General features: G+C 56.6%; 22 protein-coding genes. 8 read left to right on the top strand and 14 right to left on the bottom strand.

What is annotated here, in order from left to right; genetic code table 11:
• Positions 1-161 precede the first annotated feature (161 nt).
• Positions 162-380 carry a protein SlyX gene (locus DBY68_RS16060; RefSeq protein ID WP_108476639.1) on the top strand — a complete coding sequence of 73 codons (219 nt, stop codon included), beginning with the start codon at positions 162-164 and terminating at the stop codon, positions 378-380.
• Between the two features lie 78 nt (positions 381-458).
• On the opposite strand, the gene slyD is transcribed toward DBY68_RS16060, so the two are convergent.
• The 4 genes from slyD to kefG all read right to left on the bottom strand — a co-directional run bounded on the left by slyD (position 459) and on the right by kefG (position 3,705).
• Positions 459-1,043, bottom strand: a complete 585-nt coding sequence (gene slyD / locus DBY68_RS16055; RefSeq protein WP_108476638.1) for a peptidylprolyl isomerase — start codon at positions 1,041-1,043, stop codon at positions 459-461.
• A gap of 94 nt (positions 1,044-1,137) precedes the next feature.
• The gene (locus DBY68_RS16050) at positions 1,138-1,338 is read right to left on the bottom strand and encodes a YheV family putative zinc ribbon protein (RefSeq protein WP_108476637.1); all 201 of its coding nucleotides are present in this window, start codon (positions 1,336-1,338) and stop codon (positions 1,138-1,140) included.
• A 10-nt stretch (positions 1,339-1,348) separates the two neighbouring features.
• Positions 1,349-3,154, bottom strand: a complete 1,806-nt coding sequence (kefB, locus tag DBY68_RS16045) for a glutathione-regulated potassium-efflux system protein KefB (RefSeq protein ID WP_108476636.1) — start codon at positions 3,152-3,154, stop codon at positions 1,349-1,351.
• On the bottom strand, positions 3,154-3,705 hold the full coding sequence (gene kefG, locus DBY68_RS16040) for a glutathione-regulated potassium-efflux system ancillary protein KefG (protein ID WP_146745469.1): 552 nt from the start codon (positions 3,703-3,705) through the stop codon (positions 3,154-3,156). Before kefG ends, kefB begins: the two co-directional genes overlap by 1 nt.
• 159 nt (positions 3,706-3,864) lie before the next feature.
• Between kefG and DBY68_RS16030 the strand changes: the two genes are divergently transcribed.
• Entirely contained in the window at positions 3,865-5,769 is a 1,905-nt protein-coding gene (locus tag DBY68_RS16030; protein WP_108476634.1) for an ABC transporter ATP-binding protein, read from the top strand.
• Between the two features lie 12 nt (positions 5,770-5,781).
• Entirely contained in the window at positions 5,782-6,732 is a 951-nt protein-coding gene (locus DBY68_RS16025) for a LysR family transcriptional regulator (protein WP_108476633.1), read from the top strand.
• A 26-nt stretch (positions 6,733-6,758) separates the two neighbouring features.
• Here the strand turns inward: DBY68_RS16025 and mdcH are convergent, their stop codons facing one another.
• The 8 genes from mdcH to mdcA form a co-directional block, all read right to left on the bottom strand.
• A complete protein-coding gene (gene mdcH, locus DBY68_RS16020) occupies positions 6,759-7,661 on the bottom strand; it encodes a malonate decarboxylase subunit epsilon (protein ID WP_108476632.1) in 903 nt (300 codons plus the stop codon).
• Complete coding sequence (locus DBY68_RS16015; RefSeq protein ID WP_108476631.1) at positions 7,661-8,278, bottom strand: malonate decarboxylase holo-ACP synthase; 618 nt, start codon at positions 8,276-8,278, stop codon at positions 7,661-7,663. Before DBY68_RS16015 ends, mdcH begins: the two co-directional genes overlap by 1 nt.
• A 3-nt stretch (positions 8,279-8,281) precedes the next feature.
• Positions 8,282-9,241: an AEC family transporter gene (locus DBY68_RS16010; protein ID WP_108476630.1), complete on the bottom strand. Its 960-nt coding sequence runs from the start codon at positions 9,239-9,241 to the stop codon at positions 8,282-8,284.
• A gap of 120 nt (positions 9,242-9,361) precedes the next feature.
• Positions 9,362-10,162, bottom strand: a complete 801-nt coding sequence (gene mdcE, locus DBY68_RS16005; protein ID WP_108476629.1) for a biotin-independent malonate decarboxylase subunit gamma — start codon at positions 10,160-10,162, stop codon at positions 9,362-9,364.
• The gene (locus DBY68_RS16000) at positions 10,162-10,995 is read right to left on the bottom strand and encodes a biotin-independent malonate decarboxylase subunit beta (protein WP_108476628.1); all 834 of its coding nucleotides are present in this window, start codon (positions 10,993-10,995) and stop codon (positions 10,162-10,164) included. Before DBY68_RS16000 ends, mdcE begins: the two co-directional genes overlap by 1 nt.
• A complete protein-coding gene (gene mdcC / locus DBY68_RS15995; RefSeq protein ID WP_015962716.1) occupies positions 10,988-11,287 on the bottom strand; it encodes a malonate decarboxylase acyl carrier protein in 300 nt (99 codons plus the stop codon). The genes DBY68_RS16000 and mdcC overlap by 8 nt, the downstream gene beginning before the upstream one ends.
• Positions 11,288-11,296: 9 nt before the next feature.
• Positions 11,297-12,163 (bottom strand): triphosphoribosyl-dephospho-CoA synthase, encoded by an 867-nt coding sequence (locus tag DBY68_RS15990; RefSeq protein WP_108476627.1) that lies wholly within the window; start codon positions 12,161-12,163, stop codon positions 11,297-11,299.
• Positions 12,163-13,818 (bottom strand): malonate decarboxylase subunit alpha, encoded by a 1,656-nt coding sequence (gene mdcA / locus DBY68_RS15985; protein ID WP_108476626.1) that lies wholly within the window; start codon positions 13,816-13,818, stop codon positions 12,163-12,165. Before mdcA ends, DBY68_RS15990 begins: the two co-directional genes overlap by 1 nt.
• A gap of 249 nt (positions 13,819-14,067) precedes the next feature.
• Here mdcA and DBY68_RS15980 point away from each other — a divergent pair, with 249 nt between their 5' ends.
• The 3 genes from DBY68_RS15980 to DBY68_RS15970 are packed head-to-tail and all read left to right on the top strand — an operon-like array spanning position 14,068 to position 16,201.
• Entirely contained in the window at positions 14,068-15,090 is a 1,023-nt protein-coding gene (locus tag DBY68_RS15980) for a hydrolase (protein ID WP_108476625.1), read from the top strand.
• Complete coding sequence (locus tag DBY68_RS15975) at positions 15,087-15,305, top strand: YheU family protein (protein ID WP_108476624.1); 219 nt, start codon at positions 15,087-15,089, stop codon at positions 15,303-15,305. The genes DBY68_RS15980 and DBY68_RS15975 overlap by 4 nt, the downstream gene beginning before the upstream one ends.
• Positions 15,306-15,331: 26 nt before the next feature.
• On the top strand, positions 15,332-16,201 hold the full coding sequence (locus DBY68_RS15970; protein WP_108476623.1) for a phosphoribulokinase: 870 nt from the start codon (positions 15,332-15,334) through the stop codon (positions 16,199-16,201).
• 114 nt (positions 16,202-16,315) lie between these two features.
• On the opposite strand, the gene DBY68_RS15965 is transcribed toward DBY68_RS15970, so the two are convergent.
• Entirely contained in the window at positions 16,316-16,720 is a 405-nt protein-coding gene (locus tag DBY68_RS15965) for an OsmC family protein (protein ID WP_108476622.1), read from the bottom strand.
• 302 nt (positions 16,721-17,022) lie between these two features.
• On the opposite strand from DBY68_RS15965, the gene crp reads away from it, so the two are divergent.
• Entirely contained in the window at positions 17,023-17,655 is a 633-nt protein-coding gene (crp, locus tag DBY68_RS15950) for a cAMP-activated global transcriptional regulator CRP (RefSeq protein WP_000242758.1), read from the top strand.
• A 48-nt stretch (positions 17,656-17,703) separates the two neighbouring features.
• On the top strand, positions 17,704-19,779 hold the full coding sequence (locus DBY68_RS15945; protein WP_108476621.1) for a YccS/YhfK family putative transporter: 2,076 nt from the start codon (positions 17,704-17,706) through the stop codon (positions 19,777-19,779).
• Here the strand turns inward: DBY68_RS15945 and DBY68_RS15940 are convergent.
• The gene (locus DBY68_RS15940; protein ID WP_108476620.1) at positions 19,772-20,989 is read right to left on the bottom strand and encodes an aspartate aminotransferase family protein; all 1,218 of its coding nucleotides are present in this window, start codon (positions 20,987-20,989) and stop codon (positions 19,772-19,774) included. The genes DBY68_RS15945 and DBY68_RS15940 overlap by 8 nt on opposite strands.
• Positions 20,990-21,009 lie beyond the last annotated feature (20 nt).

The following is a 21,009-nucleotide window of genomic DNA, read 5'->3' as shown; positions in this document are numbered from 1 at the left end:
ACAAATCTACATACGAACGCTCCTGATTCTCGACACTTTTCAGACTATTTTTGTTTAAATTAGTTTCCCCCTTGACGAAGGAATGCTGCGTGGGCGCCGAAAGTTAAGTAGAATCCGCGGCACCGGGAAGTACGCCGGAACTAACAGCGAAGAGGTTAATGATGCAAGAAATGAGTATTGAAGCGCGGATGGAAGAACTTGAAAGCCGCCTGGCGTTTCAGGAGATCACCATTGAAGATCTTAACCAGACGGTCACCCAGCATGAGCTGGAAATGTCGAAGCTACGTGAACATCTGCGGTTACTGACGGAAAAACTGAAGGCCAGTCAGCCATCGCACATCGCGTCTCAGTCAGAAGAGACGCCACCGCCTCACTATTAAGACGTAAAAAAAGCGGGATTATTCCCGCTTTTTTGTTGCCGGATAGCGGTGCAAGCCCCTTGTCCGGCGAAGGCTAAATTAATGGCAACCGCAACCGCCGTTACCACAACCGCCTTTACCGTGTTCGTGACCATGGTCGTGACCGTGGCCGCCGCAGCAACCATCGTGGCCATGATCGTGATCGTGGTCGTGACCGTTCGCACCGTGAACGTGGCCATGAGCCAGTTCTTCTTCGGTAGCTTCACGGATAGCCACAACTTCCACGTTAAATTTCAGATTCTGACCCGCCAGCATGTGGTTACCATCAACCACAACGTGATCGTCTTCAACTTCAGTGATTTCAACCGGAACCGGGCCCTGGTCAGTTTCTGCCAGGAAGCGCATGCCAACCTGCAGTTCGTCAACGCCCATGAACACGTCTTTAGGAACGCGCTGCACCAGGTTTTCGTCATACTGACCGTAAGCGTCGTTCGCGCCGACAGCCACATCGAATTTATCGCCAACTTCGTGACCTTCCAGCGCTGTTTCCAGGCCAGAGATCAGGGAACCGTGACCATGCAGATAGTCCAGCGGCGCACTTACCGGAGACTCATCAACCAACACACCGTCTTCTGTACGTACCTGATAGGCCAGGCTGACCACCAGGTCTTTTGCTACTTTCATGATATCTCCTGAGCAAGGGAAGAATAGTGGCGCAGATTGTAGCGGAATTCTGCACCCGTGTACCCCTTAGCTTAAAAAAAGGCGAGCGATAACGCTAGTCGGGATGAAAAATGCCAATCACTTGCTCATCTTTGCGAACGTGCTCGCGCGCTTCTTTATCCGCTTCCCGCATCTGATGACCGCACTTAACACATTCAACAATATCAACATTATTTTCGCGCCACATGGCCATGGAATCCTGCGCCTGACACGCCGGGCATTTCGCGCCCGCGATAAACCGTTTACGTACCGCCATACTTCACCTTTTATTCAAATTCGTCCCAGCCATCCAGTTGGCGTCGCTCTTGTTGCATCTCTCGCTGGAAGATTTCTTCCAGTTCACGCCGGGCTTCCCGTACGCGCGAAATCTGCTGTGTATCGCTATGCACCGGCATCAGTTCACGCAGCATCCGCATATCGAGGCGACGGAAGTGCAGTTGCGCCCGCTGTGCCTGATGCGGATGCATTCCCGTCGAGATGAGCGCCTTACGCCCCAGTTCCAGCGCGCTGGAAAAGGTCTCACGGGAAAACTGTAACACGCCCGCCTGCAGCAGTTCGTGCGCTTCCACACGTCCCCGGGCACGCGCCATAATATTGAGGTGAGGAAAATGCTGCTGGCAGATTTCCACCAGCTTCATGGTGTCCTCCGGGTCGTTACAGGTGATGACTATCGACTGCGCCTGCTCCGCACCGGCAGAACGCAGTAACTCAACCTGCGTCGCGTCGCCGTAGTAGACCTTATAGCCATATTTTCGCATCAGGTTTACCGCACTGATATCGCGCTCCAGCACGGTGATGCGCAGCTTGTTCGCCATCAGCAAACGACCAATCACCTGACCAAAACGGCCAAAGCCAACCACAATCACCTGCGGCTTATCGTCTTCCACCCACGGCGCTTCCTCTTCTTCTTCCGGGCCGTTGAAGCGGCGCGACAGCACACGGTCGATTGTTTTCATCAGCAGTGGTGTGGTCATCATTGACAGGGTTACGGTCACCAGCAGCAGCGCCATCTGGTCGCCTTTAAACAGCTTCACGCTCGATGCGGCGGAAAAAAGCACAAACGCGAACTCGCCACCCTGGCTGAGTACGCCAGCGAACTGCATCCGCTCGGAGCTACGCAGTCCATGCAGTCGCGCCAGCACATACAGCACCAGCGTTTTCACTGCCACCAGCACCACCACACTGCCGACCACCCACAGAATGTGGGTGTAGAGCACGCCAAGATTGAGCGCCATGCCCACAGAAATAAAGAACAGCCCCAGCAGCAGCCCCTTAAAGGGCTCGATTGCTGTTTCCAGTTCATGGCGATATTCACTTTCCGCCAGCAGCACCCCGGCGATAAACGTTCCGAGAGCCATCGACAGCCCCAGCGCATCCATAAACAGTGCGGAGCCCAACACCAACAGAAGCGTCGCCGCCGTAAACACTTCACGCACGCCCGACGCCGCAATAAAGCGGAACACCGGACGCAACAGATAGCGTCCACCAATCAGTACGCCACCAAACACCAGCACCTTCATGCCGATGGACATCCAGTCAAAATGGTCATCGCCCGATCCCGCCAGCAGCGGTACCAGCGCCAGCGCGGGGATCACCGCTAAATCCTGAAACAGCAGCACCGAAAAACCGAGTTGCCCCGATTCACTACGGTTCATCCCCTTCTCACGCATCAGTTGCAACGCCATCGCCGTTGACGACATCGCCAGGCCCAGCCCGCCAATCACCGCCGCTTGCCAGGAGAAATCTGTCAGCAGCAACAGGCCGCCGAGGATAAATGCACTCAACATGACTTGTGCCGCACCAATACCGAAGATAGGTCGCCGGAGTTGCCAGAGCTTGGCCGGGTTCAGTTCAAGCCCGATAATAAACATCAGGAAGACGACACCTAACTCCGAAAAATGAAGAATTTCATCGACGTCGCTGATAAAACCCAGCCCCCACGGGCCGATAGCAATCCCCGCCAGCAGGTAGCCCAGTACTGCGCCAATGCCCAAACGGGCAGCGAGCGGCACCGCCACCACCGCGGCAAACAGAAACAGCACACCGGCCAGTAACAGATCCGAACCTTCCATCAGCGGCCTCCTGGTGCAATCGGTGAGGCGAGCCACTCGCCATAGGCTCTCGCATGGCTCGCCAGCGCTTCCGGCGATTGACGGCGAGCCCAGTAGATGATCATCGGATTCATCCAGTGCATGCGACACATCGCCGCGGTCAGTTCAAAGGGACGTAAAATATCGCTCATCGGGTAGCGGTTCAGCGCGTCATAACGGTAGGCGCTTTCCGGTTCACCTGTAGTAATGACGCTACGCCAGTACTTTCCCGCCAGTTGGTTGCCCCCCACCCCGCTGGCAAAGCCGCGGCTGAGCACCCGGTCGAGCCACTCTTTAAGCAGCGCCGGGCAACTGTAGGTATAAAGCGGATGCTGGAACACAATCACCTCGTGCTCGCGCAGTAGCGCCTGTTCACGCGGGATATCAATAAAAAAATCAGGATAGTTTGCGTACAAGTCATGCACGGTCACATTGCTCAGCTGCGTGGCAGGTTTGAGCAAAACCCGGTTCGCTACCGAGTCCTGTGATTCCGGATGGGCATACAGCAGCAATACTTTCGGCGTCTGCGACATCATTCCCCTCCGTTTATCATTTCCGGGCGCACGCGCAGCAGGAATGATTTTGTGTATCGTCATCATTTTGGGCTACCATTGCGGCCCGGTGTGGCGATTCGCTCACCACATTACATTATCACAATGACAATTTAACATACCCAGAACATACGGCGCCTTATGATTGTTTTCTCCTCGTTACAAATTCGACGCGGCGTGCGCGTCCTGCTGGACAACGCAACGGCCACCATCAACCCAGGGCAAAAAGTCGGCCTGGTGGGGAAAAACGGCTGCGGCAAATCCACGCTGCTGGCGTTATTGAAGAACGAGTTAAGCGCCGATGGCGGTAGCTTTACCTTCCCCGGCAACTGGCAACTGGCCTGGGTGAATCAGGAAACGCCTGCCCTTGCGGAGCCCGCGCTGGAGTATGTTATTGACGGCGATCGCGAATATCGTCAGCTTGAAGCGCAACTGAATGCCGCCAACGAGCGCAACGATGGCCACGCCATCGCCACCGTACACGGAAAGCTGGACGCCATCGACGCGTGGACCATCCGCTCACGTGCGTCCAGTCTGCTGCATGGTCTGGGCTTCAGTAATGAGCAGTTGAACAACCCGGTCAGCGACTTTTCGGGCGGTTGGCGTATGCGTTTAAACCTGGCGCAGGCGCTGATTTGCCGCTCCGATTTACTGCTGCTCGATGAACCGACGAACCACCTCGATCTTGACGCCGTTATCTGGCTGGAGAAATGGCTGAAGAGCTATCAGGGCACGCTGATCCTGATTTCCCATGACCGCGACTTCCTCGATCCGATCGTCGACAAAATTATTCATATCGAACAGCAGTCGATGTTCGAGTACACCGGCAACTACAGCTCCTTTGAGCGTCAGCGTGCTACGCGTCTTGCCCAGCAGCAGGCCACCTATGAAAGCCAGCAGCAGCGCGTCGCGCATCTGCAAAGCTTCATCGACCGCTTTAAAGCCAAAGCCAGCAAAGCGAAACAGGCACAAAGCCGCGTAAAAATGCTGGAACGTATGGAGCTTATCGCCCCGGCACATGTCGATAACCCCTTCCACTTTAGTTTCCGCGCGCCGGAAAGCCTGCCAAGCCCGCTTCTTAAAATGGAGAAAGTCAGCGCGGGCTACGGCGAGCGCATTATTCTCGACTCTATTAAACTGAATCTGGTACCCGGCTCACGCATTGGCCTGCTTGGGCGTAACGGCGCGGGTAAATCGACGCTGATTAAAATGCTGGCGGGGGAACTTGCCCCAATAAGCGGCGAGATTGGTCTGGCGAAAGGCATTAAGCTTGGCTACTTTGCTCAGCATCAACTGGAGTTCCTGCGTGCCGATGAATCCCCAATTCAACATCTCGCGCGCTTAGCGCCGCAGGAGTTAGAGCAGAAGCTGCGTGACTACCTCGGCGGTTTCGGCTTCCAGGGCGACAAAGTGAGCGAGCCAACCGGGCGTTTCTCCGGCGGCGAAAAAGCGCGCCTGGTGCTGGCGTTAATCGTCTGGCAGCGCCCGAACCTGCTGCTGCTCGATGAACCAACCAACCACCTTGACCTCGATATGCGCCAGGCGTTGACTGAAGCATTGATTGAGTTTGAAGGCGCACTGGTCGTTGTCTCGCACGACCGTCACCTGCTGCGCTCGACCACCGATGATCTCTATCTGGTGCACGATGGCAAAGTCGAACCGTTCGACGGCGACCTGGAGGATTATCAGAAGTGGCTGAGCGATTCGCAAAAACAAGAAGCGCAGGCAGAGGACGCACCGAAAGATAACGTCAACAGCGCCCAGGCACGTAAAGATCAGAAACGTCGCGAAGCCGAGCTGCGTACGCTTACGCAGCCACTGCGCAAGGAGATCGCCCGCCTGGAAAAAGAGATGGAGAAACTCAACGCGCAGCTTGCCAGCGCTGAAGAAAAACTGGGCGACAGCGACCTTTACGATCAGAGCCGCAAAGCTGAACTGACCGAATGTCTGCAACAGCAGGCGCAGGCAAAAGCAGGGCTGGAAGACGCAGAGATGGCCTGGCTGGACGCGCAGGAACAACTGGAAGCGATGCTTCAGAGCGAATAAAGGCGACACACCATGAACCCGGTCACGACCAACGACATCACATTCCGCAAGCTGGCCATCTTCATGACCTTTATGGAGAAGGGCAATATCGCGCGGACTGCTGAAGCGCTGGAACTCAGCGGCGTAAGCGTGCATCGCGCGCTGCACACGCTGGAAGAGAATGTTCGTTGTCCGTTGTTCATCCATAAAGGCCGCAATCTCGTCGCACTTCCGGCGGCCTGGACGCTGCTGGAGTATTGCCAGGAAGTGACCCAGTTGATGGCGCGCGGTCTGGAAGAGGCGCGTAAAACGGCGGGTGTCGGCCAGGGGCGTCTGCGCGTCGGCACGCTCTATTCGCTTACGCTGGAAACCGTGCCGCGCCTGATCATGGGGATGAAACTGCGGCGTCCGGATCTGGAGCTTGACCTCACAATGGGCTCTAACGACACCTTGCTGCATATGCTGGAAGACGGCACGCTGGATGCAATCATCATCTCTATCTCTGAGAGCGATATCGACCGCAACAACATGGAAGTGCTGCCGCTGTTCCACGATGATATTTTTCTCGCCGCGCCTGCCTCAGCCTCGCTGAATACCGACTCACTCGCCGATCTGCGTGATTATCGTGACCAGAAGTTTGTCTCGCTGGCGGAAGGGTTTGCCACCTACGCCGGTTTTCAGGAAGCGTTTCATATCGCCGGGTTTGAACCGGAGATCGTGACAAGGGTGAATGATATTTTCTCGATGTTGAGTTTAGTGCAGGCGGGGGTCGGTTTTACCCTGATGCCGGGGCGGATGAAGAAGGTGTATGAGAGTTCAGTACAGTTACTGAAGTTGTCGCAGCCGTACCAGATGCAGCAGCTCATCGCGATCGTGTTCAGCCGCAACCGCGAGCAGGATCCAAACCTCCGCGCCCTCGCCGCTGAAGGACGTATGTACGCGCGGAGCCTGGAAGAAATCCCACACGGCCACACGGCCCCGTAGGCCTGATAAGCGCAGCGCATCAGGCATTATCCGGCCTGGCGCAACCGCTGTGCCAGATGCACTGCCACATCCACGCCGCTACGCTCCAGCGAAATCGACTCGCCTTCCCACGCGGCCTGACGCGTTAAGCAGGTCAAAATACCGCCCGGCGGCATCTCAATCGCCAGCCGCGCTTCGCGTTCATTAGCGGAAATGACCGCCTCCTGCCAGCGCACTGTGCGCGCCATGTTCATTGCTAAATCATCAGCGATGCGTTCCGGCTGCCACAACACACGTCCGGTACTGCCACTCAGATACGCATAACGCGGACGCTTAAGCATCACGCCGTTAAATGCCTGCACCAGCTTCTGCGCCGGTTGCGCCAGCAGTTCACAGTGCGACGGTACGCTCACCGCCAGTCTCGGCGCTTTCGTCGCACCCTTCGCCATCGCGCGTTTTGCAACGATGGCCATGCCTTCATCCGGCCCGGCAATCACCGTCTGGGTTTCGGCATTGAGATTGGCGATGTACGTTCCCGTCCCCTCCAGCAACGGCTCAACCTGGCTCAGGGTTAACCCCATAATCGCCGTTAACCCGTAACCGTGAGGGTACGCCTGCTCCATCAAATCACCACGCAGCGCCACCAGCGTCAGCGCATCACGGAAATCCAACGCCCCCGCTACCACGGCGGCAGGATACGCGCCAATCGACAAACCGCTGACGATATCCGGCGCAACATCACGCCGCTCCAGCTCACGTGCCCAGGCAACGCCCGCAATCAGCAGCGACAGCTGTACCGCGCGGGTATGTTTCAGCGCATCGGGCGTATCCAGCGTCAGCGCCTCATCGCCCAGCACTTCACGGGCTTGCGCCAGTTCATCACCGGGCAGGTGTTGCAACATGCCGGGATGCTGCGTGCCCTGGCCGGGAAAGGTAAACAGAATTTTCATTATTCCTCCCTGCTCCAGGGGGAGCGAACCAGTCGCGGCCCCTGGCTGGTTTTCAGCAGCGCTTTGCCATCGCGCAGCCACTCCGCCAGCGCAAACGCGCCTTCCGGCGTTTCCACCTGGGTGTCAGCGCGGCACAGCGCGCCCGTCAGTTGCTGCTGCCAGCGCTGTAGCGCGTCGCGTGTTAACGGCTCAGGCGCGCGGATCAACAGATCCAGATCGCTGGCGGCATGGATAACCGGTATCCCCGTTGCCAGCGCATAACCGGTACTGCCGGTGACGCCCCACGTCCACGGCCAGCGTTGTTGAGCCAGCATTAACGCCAGTTGTACGGGAGGCTGTGAAACAAACGGAGAACGGAGTAATTCGAGGGGATTGACCAGCGATTCAGGCGTGCATACGCGAACGACAGACTCACGTTTAACCCACCCTGCGGCACGCTGGTCTCGACGCATTCCGCGCACCCCAACCGGGATGCGCCCCTGCGCATCAACATCACGCCGCACCACCACCGGCAGACCGGTATGCCAGATACCGTCTACCCACGCCTCTGTTACGGATTCCAGCGCATCGCGGGAATTAAGCCAGATAAGGTCGTGCGGGCGTAATGTCGTGGTCATAACTTAGATTCCTGAAGTCAGCGAGATAAACAGCGGCAGCGACAGGATACACAGAACCGAGCTCAGCAGCAGCACCGCTTCCGCATCCGGCGATTGCACGCCAAATCGGTTACCGAATACCACGCCGAAGAAACCGGCAGAGAGCGCAATCATCAGAATAGCAGTGATGGCGACAGAACCATGCAGGCCAAACGCCAGCACGATACCCCATGCGATGAACGGCTGAATCAGCAGTTTGGCGATAGTCGCACTAATGACCATGGTGTTAATTTGCAGTTTACGCGCAGAGAGGATCACCCCGGTCAGGAACAGCGCTGCCGCAGTTGCCGACAGGCCCAGCGGTTTAATCGCCGCCAACAGCATTTCCGGCATTTTGATGCCAATCGCGGAGAGGATCACCCCCAGCAACGGGCCCATGACGATCGGTTTTTTCAGCGAGCGCCACATCAACACCGGAAGCATTGAAAGGGTATTACCGCTGTTACCGCCTTCGGCACGCGCTTTTTCACGTTCCAGAATCAGCAGGCAGAACGGCGTCATCAGTACGGAACCACAGGCGATAGAGACCGCCACAGAAAGCGAGGTCGCCGGGGTTTCACCCAGCACACTGCCCAGAATCGGCAGGCCAAGCGCGGCATAGTTCGGCAGTGCGACGGTCAGCGTCAGCACGGCAGCATCCTGCGGCGATTTATTGAAGACTTTCACGGCCATGAAGTAGATAGCCGCGTAGATAATCCACATCGCCAGGGTCAGTACCACAATCAGCGGCGACTGAGCGACAATCCCGGCCCACGGAGTTTGTACGGTGGCGCTGAACAGCGCGGCAGGCAGTGCGAAATCCATGACAAAAATATTAAGCAGGGAAACATTCTTGTTATCGACCATTTTGGCCTTACCTGCCCAGAATCCCAGTAGCATGATCACGAAAATCGGTGCAAGGGCATGAATAATTACGTAAGTCATAAATCACCTGTAGTTAAAAAGAAAAGTCACTGACGCGATGGTTATTATTTTCAGAGTGCAGACTCCCGGTGGGCGCAGCGGCTGTGCCCACGGGGTTGACTCTGGCAGGTCTCTTTTTACTTACCAGCTGGCGCGCATACGTTCACGAACGAGCGCCGAACTGCGGCGGTTGTCAGCACCCAGGCGATTTTTCAGCGAGGTGTCCTGACGAGCGTCTTTGATGGCCTGTTGCAGCGTGTTGTTCACCTGCGTCAGATCGTTATCGGTTGGGGCATCCGGGTTGCTGATATCCAGCAGTTTCGCCAGCAGGCCCAGCGTGGCGTAGTTGCTGATGTCATACGCCATCGGCGGAATGGTCGCCGCCAGTTTTTCCAGCGCGTCAACGGTACGCAGGGTGATACGCGCGGCAGACTCTTTCCCCATCGCGTGAATCAACACGCCGGAATCGTTGAAGGCAATCAGTTGATTAGCCTGATAGCCGTGCGCCAGAAACGCACCAGACATCGCTTTACCGACAATCAAACCAACCACCGGGTGACCGGCCAGACGCGCATTGGCATACGCCCCTGCAGCACCGGCCAGCGCCTGGTGAATACCGAACGCTTCTTCACGACGGCCATAGGCCTGACTCGGGACATCAATCACCGCGATGATTGGGCGTTTAATGGCTTTGTCTGCATCCGCGGCGACCGTTTCGCTGACCACTTTCGCCAGCGTCCAGCCTTCAAGCAGGCCCACTTCGCCTTTTGCCGCGCGTGGGAAGTGGTTATTAGCATCGGGAACAACTGCCACAAAACGTACTGCTTCCCCATTAATTTCGCCATCCGCCGCCTGGACTGACGGGCAAAGACCTTGTACGCGTTGTGCGTTCGGGGCCAGTTTTTCCAGCCACAATGCCCCACGGCTTACTGAGTTACTCATCATTTCACCTCCCGGGCAAAAAGCGCTTTAATCTGTTCAGCATCAGCCTGTTTGCGGGTGTCGAAATTCGTCAGGCGATTCAGATACCAGTCGTAATTATCGGTGCGATGTTTCGCCGGTACGCCTTTAGCAATCGCGTCGTTCATCGCCGCTTTCACCGCGTTAACGCCGTCGCCCACCAGCGCATCGACCAGCCCGCTTTCATAACGCACTTCGCCACCGGTCATGCTCCAGATAAACGGACGGTCGCGGGAATCATATTCAGCAATCCCGGCTTCCTGTTCGATAACCTGCGGACCGTTCAGGCCCAGACGTGCTTCGCGGGTGACAATCAGATAGCTGCACAGCGCGGCAGCGATAGACATCCCGCCGAAGCAACCTACGGTACCGGCGACAATCCCGATCACCGGGGTATAACGGCGCAGGTCAACAATCGCGGCATGGATATCGGCAATTGCCGCCAGGCCGAGGTTAGCTTCCTGTAAACGCACACCACCGGTTTCAAGGCAAAGTACGGCCTGTGTTGGGATACCGTTACGGTTATCTTCCGCCGCCAGTTCAAGCGCCGCCGCCATTTTGGCACCGGAGACTTCGCCCATGCTGCCGCCCTGGAACGCGCCTTCAATCGCCACAACCACGGCCGGTTGACCGTTGATGGTGCCTTTGGCGACAACCATGCCGTCATCGGCCTGCGGCACGATGCCCTGCGGCCCAAGCCACGGTGAAACAATGCCTTCGAACGGGTCCAGCAGTTCGCGATAGCTGCCGTCATCCAGCAGCGCGTGCGCACGCTGACGTGCTTTTAATTCGATAAAACTGCGGTCATCACGCATAGCTCACCTCCTCAAAGACCTGTTCGATACGAATACGAGCCACGCCCGGTGTTGCACCAAAATCGTGGACAACCAGCTTGCCGGATGGCAGTTCGCTCACAAGGCTCAGGCGGTTGAACAGCGCTTCCCAACGGGCGCGGCTGTTGTCCACCGAGGTGGTGATATCAATTGTCAGGGTTTTCTCCTGGTCGGCGGTGAATAACACCTCCATATCCCCGGAGCCCACAACGCCTGCCAGTGCTTTGCCGCTTAGTGTGCGGCTGGCAGGCAAAGAGATCGTAATGTGTTCCATAACATCCTCTTAATTCGGTAAATAAGGCGCGGAAGACGCGTCAATACGGTCGAGAAACAGCGTGGCGGCCAGCAGGTCGGCAGCGCCGCCCGGTGAAGCGTTGAGCGCCAGCATTTGTGCATCCAGCTTTGCCAGCGCCTTGCGCCCTTCCGGCTGCGCGGTGCCGCCAGCCAGCAGGACAGCACGCGCGCCGTTTTGCATGGTTTCCAGGCCGTGCATTCCGCTACGCGAGAGCACGCAGGTGTCGCTGAGCGAGGTCATGATCGCCATCAGCGCATCCAGCCTGGCGTGCGTTTCGCTGCTGCCGTTCAGGCGGCTTAAGCGAAGCTGCGGTAGAGCGCGCTGCATGACATGCGGGAAAGCCTGTTGTGCTTCTTCCCTCGCGCCTGGCACTCGATAGCGGTGGGTGGCACGAAGCCCTTTGCTGAACACTTTCGGCGCGACAGCATCCGGCAACATCGCCAGTTTTGCCGCCGTGGTGCTAATGGCTTTCGCCGTACCAGCACCGCCGAGCATCGCCACCGCGCTAACCAGCAGGCCCAGCGCCCAAATTGCGCCACGGTGAGTATTTACACCCTGGGTGGCGGCCATCATCTGTTGCTCGCCCTCGCGTCCCAGTCGCCCAATGGTTTGTCTGAGCGCAACATCCGCCGGACGCTGCCAGCTTTGCTGCGCCAGGGCATGAAACGTTGGGGTCAGGCTGTGGGCGGAACGCTCCATCAGCGCCAGCGTCAGGTCGTGATGCGCCCCGCTGCCCCGGCTGTCCACCAGACCGGGTTTCGGGCTTAAACGTGCTTCGTCGACAAGACATTGCGTGGCGGTTCGCGCCAGCCATTCGGCACCGCCTTCAACCTGAATCTGTGGCAGAAGTTTCATTACCAGCTCCGGAATTTCGCAGGTGGGTTGTACAAACCACCGGACCATTCCACCAGGTCGGACACGCTGCTGGCAGCCAGCAGGGAACGGGTGGCGTCGGTACGGCGAATGCCCATATCTTCCGGGTAAACCACTTTGCCGCTCTTACGCAGCTCAGCAACACGTTTGGCATCAACGCCCAGGCCAATATCGGTAATACCGGCAACGGCGGCGACCATCGCGCGACGCTCTTCCAGGCTTTCCGCACGGTAGAGGTAAGCGATACCTTCTTCGGTCAGCACGTGGGTCACGTCATCGCCGTAAATCATGACCGGCGCCAGCGGCATCCCGGAGGATTTCGCCACTTCAACGGCATCCAGCGTTTCGACGAAGGTCGGTTTCACACCCGCCTGGAAGGTTTCCACCATCTGAACGACGAGTTTTTTACCGCGCTGCATTGGGTCTGGTTCGGTGATCATGTTCAGCCAGGCAGGCGTTGCATGACGACGACCGTGCGGGTCATGGCCCATGTTTGGCGCGCCGCCGAAACCGGAGAGACGACCACGGGTGACAGTCGAGGAGTTGGCGAGACCATCAACCTGTAACGTTGAACCGATAAACATATCCACCGCGTACTGACCAGCTAACTGGCAGAACGCGCGGTTAGAACGCATTGAACCATCGGCACCGGTAAAGAACACGTCAGGACGGGCGCGGATGTACTCTTCCATCCCCAGTTCACCACCGAAGCAGTGCACACTTTCCACCCAACCGCTCTCAATCGCCGGGATCAGCGTCGGATGCGGGTTAAGCGTCCAGTGTTTACAGATTTTGCCTTTCAGGCCGAGCTGTTCGCCGTAGGTTGGCAGCAGCAGTTCAATCGCGGCGGTGTTAAAACCGATACCGTGGTTGAGTGACTGCACCTGATGCTCTGCGTAGATGCCTTTAATCGCCATCATCGCCATCAGGATGTGTTCTTGTTTAATCAGACGCGGGTCACGAGTAAACAGCGGTTCGATAAAGAACGGTTTGTCCGCAACGACCACGAAATCAATCCACGAACCGGGAATATCCACACGCGGCAGGTCGCATTCGTCGTCCACCAGTTCGTTCACCTGTGCGATGACGATACCGTCATGGAAGGCGGCCGCTTCAACCAGCGCTGGCGTATCTTCGGTGCTGGCGCCGGTGTAAAGGTTGCCTTTGCTGTCGGCTTTAAAACCAGCAATCAGCGCCACGTTCGGGGCCAGGTCAACATAGAGGCGAGAGTAGAGTTCGATGTAGGTGTGAATTGCACCGATTTCCAGCAGGCCATCTTCCAGCAGCTGCGAAATACGCAGGCTTTGCGTACCGGAGAAAGAGAAGTCCAGCTTGTGAGCGATACCTTTCTCGAAGATGTCGAGGTGTTCACTACGACCGACGCTTGGCATGATCATATGCAGGTCGTGAACAATCTGCGGGTTGACTTCAGCAAGGGAACGAGACAGGAAATCTGCCTGTTTTTGGTTATTCCCTTCTAATACCACTCTGTCGCCCGGCGCGATCAGTTTTTCCAGCATTGCGACAAGGTCTGCCGTCGGTAGCACCTTGCCCTGCACCGGTACAGACGCCAGGCGGCGCTGTTTCTCGGTGCGTCGCGTGTTCCATACCCGTGCGGGTGTTTGCCCAGATAACATTATTAACCTCCTGATTCAGCGAATCATTTTGATTTGCTTAACACTGAGAAGAGTCTGAACCCTGGTGAGAAAGTCATCAATTAAGCTTAGGAAGGAATCATTAGCTTGAGAGTAATAATCACATGAAAAATTTGTGACGCAGGTCAACCCTAAAAGGAGTAAAAGAGGCTACCACCGCCCATTTTTTTAAACACAATCAAAAAGTGACGGTATAGTAGTCAGCAGATTAAAAGAGAACATCGCAACGTTATGGCCCAAATTACTCCCGCAGAGTTTGATGTCCCGCAGGACGACTCCTCATCCTTTCGTCCGATGCCTGGCATCAGCAACCCACATCTGCAAACTATGCTGCCGAGGCTTATCCGCCGTCGGCTACACTTTACGCCGCACTGGCAGCGCCTCGATTTACCTGACGGCGACTTTCTGGATATTGCCTGGAGCGAAGACCCGATGCAGGCGAAGCACAAACCGCGTCTGGTGGTGTTCCACGGTCTGGAAGGCAGCCTGCACAGCCCCTATGCGCACGGCCTGATTCAGGCGGCGAAAGAACGCGGCTGGCTCGGCGTGGTGATGCATTTTCGCGGCTGCAGTGGCGAACCGAATCGCCTTAACCGTATTTATCACTCCGGTGAAACAGAAGATGGCACCTGGTTTTTAAACTGGCTGAAGCAGGAACTGGGTGAGGCGCCCACGGCGGCGGTCGGGTATTCACTCGGCGGCAATATGCTCGCCTGTCTGCTGGCGAAAGAAGGCCACGCGGTACCGCTGGATGCAGCGGTGATCGTCTCCGCGCCGTTCGTGCTGGAAGCCTGTAGTTACCATATGGAAAAAGGCTTTTCGCGGGTGTATCAGCGCTATTTGCTCAACCTGCTAAAAGGCAACGCGTCGCGCAAACTGGCGGCGTATCCCGGCACGCTGCCGGTCGATTTACGCCAGCTTAAGCGCGTGCGCAAAATTCGTGAATTTGATGACCTGATCACCGCCAAAATTCACGGTTTCGCCGACGCTATCGACTATTATCGTCAATGTAGCGCCATGCCGTTGCTCAATCAGATAGCGATTCCGACGCTGATTATTCACGCGAAGGATGATCCGTTTATGGATCACCACGTTATCCCTGACGCTGACACACTTCCTGCCTGCGTCGAATACCAGTTAACGGAACATGGCGGCCACGTTGGCTTTATCGGCGGTACCTTCCGGCGACCGCAAATGTGGCTGGAGAGACGTATTCCTGACTGGCTGATGCCGTGGCTTGGAGGTGAAAGATGATCATTCCCTGGCAAGATATCGACCCTGAAACGCTCGATAACCTGATTGAAAGCTTTGTGTTGCGTGAAGGCACCGATTATGGTGAATATGAACGTTCACTTGCGCAAAAGGTCGCCGACGTAAAACAGCAACTACAACGCGGCGAAGCGGTTCTGGTGTGGTCGGAACTTCATGAAACCGTCAACATCATGCCCCGCAGCCAGTTTCGCGGTTAATCTTACCGACTCGGGAGTTGTTCGCTATGTCTGCCAAACATCCGGTTATCGCCGTCACGGGTTCCAGCGGGGCGGGAACCACCACCACCAGCCTCGCGTTCCGCAAAATTTTCGCCCAGCTTAAGCTTCACGCCGCAGAGGTGGAAGGCGACAGTTTTCACCGCTACACGCGTCCGGAAATGGACTTAGCCATCCGTAAGGCGCGCGATATGGGGCGCCATATCAGCTACTTCGGCCCGGATGCCAACGACTTCAGCCTGCTGGAACAGACGTTCCGCGAGTACGGGCACAGCGGCACCGGACAGTCGCGAAAATATCTGCATACCTACGATGAAGCGGTGCCGTGGAATCAGGTGCCGGGAACCTTCACCCCGTGGCAACCTCTGCCTGAGCCGACCGACGTGCTGTTTTATGAAGGGCTACACGGTGGCGTAGTGACACCGCATCACGATGTGGCGAAACATGTGGATTTACTGGTCGGCGTAGTGCCAATCGTTAACCTGGAGTGGATCCAGAAGATGATCCGCGACACCAGCGAGCGCGGTCACTCCCGCGAAGCGGTGATGGATTCCGTCGTGCGCTCAATGGAAGATTACATCAACTTCATCACGCCGCAGTTCTCACGCACGCATCTCAACTTCCAGCGCGTGCCGACGGTCGACACCTCTGACCCGTTCGCCGCCAAAGGCATTCCGTCGCTGGATGAGAGCTTTGTGGTGATCCACTTCCGCAATCTCGACAATATCGATTTCCCCTGGCTGCTGGCGATGTTGCAGGGATCGTTCATCTCGCATATGAATACGCTGGTCGTACCCGGCGGCAAGATGGGGCTGGCGATGGAATTGATCATGACGCCGCTGGTGCAGCGATTGATGGAAGGGAAGAAGATTGGGTGAAGGGTGCGGGCTGGGGCCCCTCACCCTAACCCTCTCCCAGAGGGAGAGGGGACCGATTGTGCGGTTTTCTCCCTCTCCCTCTGGGAGAGGGCCGGGGTGAGGGGGGCCGTCAACTTACCCCTCCACCACCTCATAAGAATGGGTAATGTTCACCGCTTTGCCCAGCATCAGCGCCACTGAACAATATTTCTCAGCCGACAAATCTACGGCACGGGACACCGCCGCATCTTTCAGCTCTTTGCCGGTCACTATGAAGTGCAGATTAATATGCGTGAACAGACGCGGCGCTTCTTCACGGCGTTCAGACGTCAATTTGACTTCACAATCGGTCACGTCATAGCGACCCTTTTGCAAAATAGACACCACGTCGATGGCGCTACAGCCACCCGCCGCCATCAGCACGACTTCCATGGGGCTTGGCGCTTTATCACCTGAGTTGCCATCCATCAAAATCTGGTGCCCGGAAGCCGACTCACCCAGGAAGGTTAACCCTTCCACCCATTTCACACGCGCTTGCATAATTGTCACTCCAGAGTTGCAAATTTATTGTCAGATTACGCGCACATAACAAATCTCGCAACGGAAGTAGACCTGGGTCATGCTGAAGCGAGACACCAGGAGACACACGGCGAAAGCTATGCTAAAACAGTCGGGATGCTACAGAGATACATAAACGTACTGCATGTATGCAGAGGACATCACTTACTGGTCGCGACAATCTTTGACGGCCAACTTCCCAGGTAGAGGGAAGGATATTATTTCAACCAGTGGCGGCCTGATTTATGCCGCTGGCGATAGCTTATAACAGAGGATAACCGCGCATGGTGCTTGGCAAACCGCAAACAGACCCGACACTCGAATGGTTCTTGTCTCATTGCCACATTCATAAGTACCCATCGAAGAGCACGCTGATTCACCAGGGTGAAAAAGCGGAAACGCTGTATTACATCGTTAAAGGCTCCGTGGCAGTACTCATCAAGGATGAGGAAGGCAAAGAGATGATCCTTTCCTACCTCAACCAGGGCGATTTCATCGGCGAACTGGGCCTGTTTGAAGAAGGTCAGGAACGTAGCGCCTGGGTTCGGGCGAAAACCGCCTGTGAAGTGGCTGAAATCTCCTACAAAAAATTCCGTCAGCTTATCCAGGTTAACCCGGATATCCTGATGCGTCTCTCCTCTCAGATGGCGCGCCGTCTGCAGGTGACCTCTGAGAAAGTCGGTAACCTGGCGTTCCTCGACGTAACCGGTCGTATCGCGCAGACGCTGCTGAATCTGGCGAAACAGCCGGATGCCATGACCCACCCGGACGGTATGCAGATCAAAATCACCCGTCAGGAAATCGGTCAGATCGTCGGCTGCTCCCGCGAAACAGTGGGCCGCATCCTGAAGATGCTGGAAGATCAGAACCTGATCTCTGCACACGGTAAAACGATCGTCGTTTACGGCACGCGTTAATCTCGTCTGACGGCGTATTGTTCGCACAATACGCCGTTTTTGTCTCTTATGTGGCGCAGGCTGATTTACCACCCGGAAGTCAACTATGCACTGCGGCAAACGCTGGTGTTATGTTTGCCGGTCGCCGTCGGCCTGATCCTCGGCCAACTTCAACACGGTTTACTGTTTTCTTTGGTGCCTGCCTGCTGCAACATCGCCGGGCTGGATACTCCTCATAAACGCTTCTTCAAACGCCTGATTATCGGTGGGTCGCTGTTCGCTGGTTGCAGCCTGATTGTGCAACTGCTGCTGGCCGATGATATCCCGCTACCGTTTATCCTCACCGGGCTGGCGATGGTGCTGGGCGTTACCGCCGAAATCAGCGCGCTGCACGGGCGATTACTTCCGGCCTCACTGATAGCCGCCATTTTTACCCTGAGCCTGGCGGGCAATATGCCCATCTGGGAGCCGCTACTTATCTACGCGCTCGGCACGTTGTGGTACGGGCTGTTTAACTGGTTTTGGTTCTGGTTGTGGCGTGAACAACCGCTGCGCGAGTCGTTGAGTCTGCTCTATCGCCAACTGGCCGAGTACTGCGAAGCCAAATATAGCTTGCTGACGCAACATACCGATCCCAATACCGCCCTGCCGCCGTTGCTTAACCGTCAGCAGAAAGTGGTCGATCTGATTTCCCAGTGTTACCAGCAAATGCATATGCTGGCAGCCAATCAACACAATGATTACAAGCGTCTGCTGCGCGCCTTCCAGATGGGGCTGGATTTGCAGGAGCACATATCAGTGAGCCTGCATCAGCCGGAAGAGGTGCAAAAGCTGGTTGAGCGTAGCCACGCCGAAGCGGTGATTCGCTGGAACGCGCAGACCGTCGCCGCACGCCTGCGGGTCATGGCCGATGATATTCTCTATCACCGCTTCCCGACGCGCTTCAACATGGATAAACAAATTGGCGCGCTGGAGAAAATTGCCCGTCAGCATCCGGATAACCCGGTCGGGCAGTTCTGCGCCTGGCACTTCAGCCGCATCGCCAAAGTGTTGCGCGCGCAGCGTCCCCTTTATCCGCGAAACCTGATGGCTGACAAAGAACGCCGACTGCCCCTGTTCCCCGCGCTGAAAAGCTATCTGTCGCTGAAATCGCCCGCGCTGCGGAATGCCGCACGTCTAAGCGTCATGTTGAGCATCGCCAGTCTGATGGGGGCGGCGCTGCATCTGCCAAAACCCTACTGGATTTTAATGACCGTGCTGTTGGTGACACAAAATGGCTACGGCGCGACACGCGTGCGTATCTTCCACCGAGCGGCAGGCACACTGGCGGGGCTGGTGATAGCCGCCGTAACGTTGCACTACCATTTCCCGGAAGGGTTTGCGCTGACCGCAATGCTGGTGATCACCCTGATAAGCTATCTGATTATTCGTAAAAGCTACGGCTGGGCGACGGTCGGTTTCACCATTACGGCGGTGTACACCCTGCAATTGCTGACGCTCAACGGCGAGCAGTTTATCGTGGCGCGTTTCGCCGACACCATCATCGGCTGCCTGATTGCTTTTGGCGGCATGCTGTGGCTGTGGCCGCAGTGGCAAAGCGGCCTGCTGCGCAAAAATGCACACTCCGCGCTGGAAGCGGATCAGGAAGCAATACAGTTAATTTTGAGTGACGACCCTCCTGCCGAAAAACTGGCGTATCAACGTATGCGCGTCAATCAGGCGCATAACGCCCTGTTTAACTCACTCAATCAGGCAATGCAGGAGCCGGGCTTTAATACGCACTATCTGGAAGATATGAAACTTTGGGTGACGCACAGCCAGTTCATCGTTGAACATATCAACGCCATGACCACGCTGGCGCGTGAGCACGATACGCTCTCACCGGAGCTGATGCAGCGTTATCTGGAATCGTGTGAAGTCGCCCTGCAACGCTGTCAGCAGCGGCTGGAGTATGATGAATCGGGCAGTAGCGGGGATGTGAACATCATGGAGTCACCGGATACGCTGTCCCACGGGCCACTCAGCACCATGGAACAGCATCTCCAGCGTGTTCTGGGCCACCTCAACACCATGCACACCATTTCGTCGGTGGCATGGCGTCAGCGGCCACGGCACGGTATCTGGCTAAACCGGCATATCAACTGACGACTTTCGCCACCGCCTGTGCAAAGCGCGTCATACCCTCGTCGATATCTTTCTCTTCCACCACCAGCGACGGCGCGAAACGCATCACGTCCGGCCCGGCGTTCAGCACCATGACACCGGCATCAGCGGCCGCATAAAGGAATTCACGCGCGCGGCCTTTATACGGTTCTTTCAACTCCGCGCCAATCAGCAGGCCCATTCCGCGAATATCGCTGAAGACATCATACTTCGCGTCGATATCCTGCAAATGCTTCACGAAACGTTCGCGTTTGGTATGAACGCCATCGAGTACGTCAGGCGTATTGATAATATCGAATGCCGCCCCTGCCACGGCGCACGCCAGTGGGTTACCACCGTAGGTCGAGCCGTGGGAGCCGACGTGGAATGCGCTGGCAATCTCTTCGGTGGTGAGCATGGCGCTAATCGGGAAACCGCCGCCCAATGCTTTCGCGCTGGTGAGGATATCCGGCGTCACGCCATAGTGCATGTACGCGAACAGCGAACCAGTACGCCCCATGCCGCTCTGCACTTCATCAAACACTAACAGCGCCTGATGCTTATCGCACAGATCCCGCAGCCCCTGTAAAAATTCCGGCGTAGCGGCCAGCACGCCACCTTCACCCTGAACAGGTTCCACCACAATAGCGCAAGTATGGTCGTCAATCACCGCTTCAACCGCGTGCAAATCGTTAAACGGTACGTGGACGATATCCGCCGGTTTCGGGCCAAAGCCATCGGAATATTTTGGCTGACCGCCGACGGAAACCGTAAACAGCGAGCGACCATGGAAAGCGTTGTGGAAAGCAATAATTTTGCTTTTGTACGGGCTATGACGCGTGGAGGCGTAGTAACGCGCCAGTTTAAACGCGGTTTCGTTGGCTTCTGTACCGGAGTTCATGAACACCACGCGCTCGGCAAAGGTAGCGTCCACCAGCTTCTGACCCAGACGTAGCGCCGGTTCGTTGGTGAACACGTTACTGGTGTGCCACAAGGTTTCGCCCTGCGATTTCAGCGCCTCAACCAGCGCCGGATGGCAATGCCCCAGCGCCGTTACCGCAATCCCGCCCGCGAAATCGACGTACTCTTTCCCCTGCTGATCCCACACGCGGCTACCTTTGCCTTTTACCGGGATAAACTCCGCCGGTGCATAAATTGGCAGGATCACCTGATCGAATGTCGCGCGGGTAATTGCAGGTTGTTTGGTTGTCATGTCATGCCCTTCTGTGATTA

This window comes from Pseudocitrobacter sp. RIT415 (assembly GCF_003057695.2).
GTDB lineage: Bacteria > Pseudomonadota > Gammaproteobacteria > Enterobacterales > Enterobacteriaceae > Pseudocitrobacter > Pseudocitrobacter faecalis.
Note: the sequence above shows the minus strand (reverse complement) of the source record. Positions and strands in the feature narration are given on the sequence as shown.